This window comes from Pseudomonas sp. Sample_9 (genome assembly GCF_004307535.1).
Taxonomy (GTDB): Bacteria; Pseudomonadota; Gammaproteobacteria; order Pseudomonadales; family Pseudomonadaceae; genus Aquipseudomonas; species Aquipseudomonas mercuritolerans.
On record NZ_RAZO01000151.1, the window covers coordinates 1 to 1,195 of the forward strand.

At 60.0% G+C, this 1,195-nt stretch carries 1 protein-coding gene; it reads left to right on the plus strand.

Annotated features, from left to right (window positions below; all coding sequences use genetic code 11):
• Positions 1 to 63: 63 nt before the first annotated feature.
• The coding region (locus tag D6877_RS07755) for an APC family permease (RefSeq protein ID WP_130910394.1) at positions 64 to 1,195 on the plus strand (1,132 nt) is incomplete at its 3' end.

A 1,195-nucleotide genomic window follows, 5' to 3' on the forward strand; every position in this document is an offset into this window, starting at 1 on the left:
ACCCGAAATTTTCGCCGAACCCGGCTCTGCCATAAATCCAATAACATTCGGAGTAAGTCGCCCATGGCTCGTTTGCAACGCACCCTTTCACTAGGGTCGGTGGTGCTGTTCGGCATCGCCTACATGACGCCGATCATCGTCCTCGGCACCTTTGGCATCCTCGCCCAGTCCACCGCCGGCATGGTCCCGGCGGCCTATCTGGCGGCGCTGGTGGCGATGTTCTTCACCGCCATGAGTTACGGGCGCATGGCTGCCGCTTTCCCGGTGGCCGGCTCGGCATACAGCTACGTGCGCAAGGCGATCAGTCCGAAACTCGGTTTCATTGCCGGCTGGGCGGTGTTGCTCGATTACCTGTTCCTGCCGATGGCGATCTGGCTGATCGGCGCCGCTTATCTGGCTTCGGCATTTCCGTCGATCCCGCAATGGATCTGGGTGCTGGCGTTCATCGGCATCACCAGTGCGATCAACATCGTCGGGCTGAAACTGGCCAATGGCATCAACGCTTTGCTGATGCTGGTGCAGTTTCTCGTATTGATCGCCTTCGTGGCGCTGTGCGTGCACTACATCGGCGGCGATGCGAGCACGCCGCTGTGGTCGATCAAACCGTTCTTCAACGGCGACATGCAGATGCCGCTGATCATGAGCGGCGCGGCGATTGCCTGTTATTCATTCCTTGGCTTCGACGCGGTCAGCACCCTGACCGAAGAGACCCGCGATCCACGCCGCACCATTCCCCGGGCGATCATGCTGATCACCCTGATTGGCGGCCTGATCTTCGTTGGCGTTTCATACTTCGTGCAGATCGCTCATCCATCGTTCCAGTTCGACAGCGTCGACTCGGCTGCCTATGAAATCGCGCGCAATATCGGTGGCGACCTGTTCGTCTCGATCTTCCTGATCGGCCTGATCGTCGGCCAGTTCGCCTCGGGGCTGTCGGCCCAGGCAAGTGGTTCGCGACTGCTGTTCGCCATGGGCCGCGACGGCGTCTTGCCCAAGTCTTTTTTCGGTACGTTGCATGCGCGCTTCGGCACCCCGGTCAACAGCATTCTGCTGTGCGCGGCGGTGGCGTTGCTGGCGCTGAAACTCGATGTGACCACCTCGACCTCATTCATCAACTTCGGCGCGTTTCTCGCGTTCAGCCTGGTCAACCTGTCGGTGATCTTCCATTACTGGATCGGCGGCGAGAAAAAAGGCC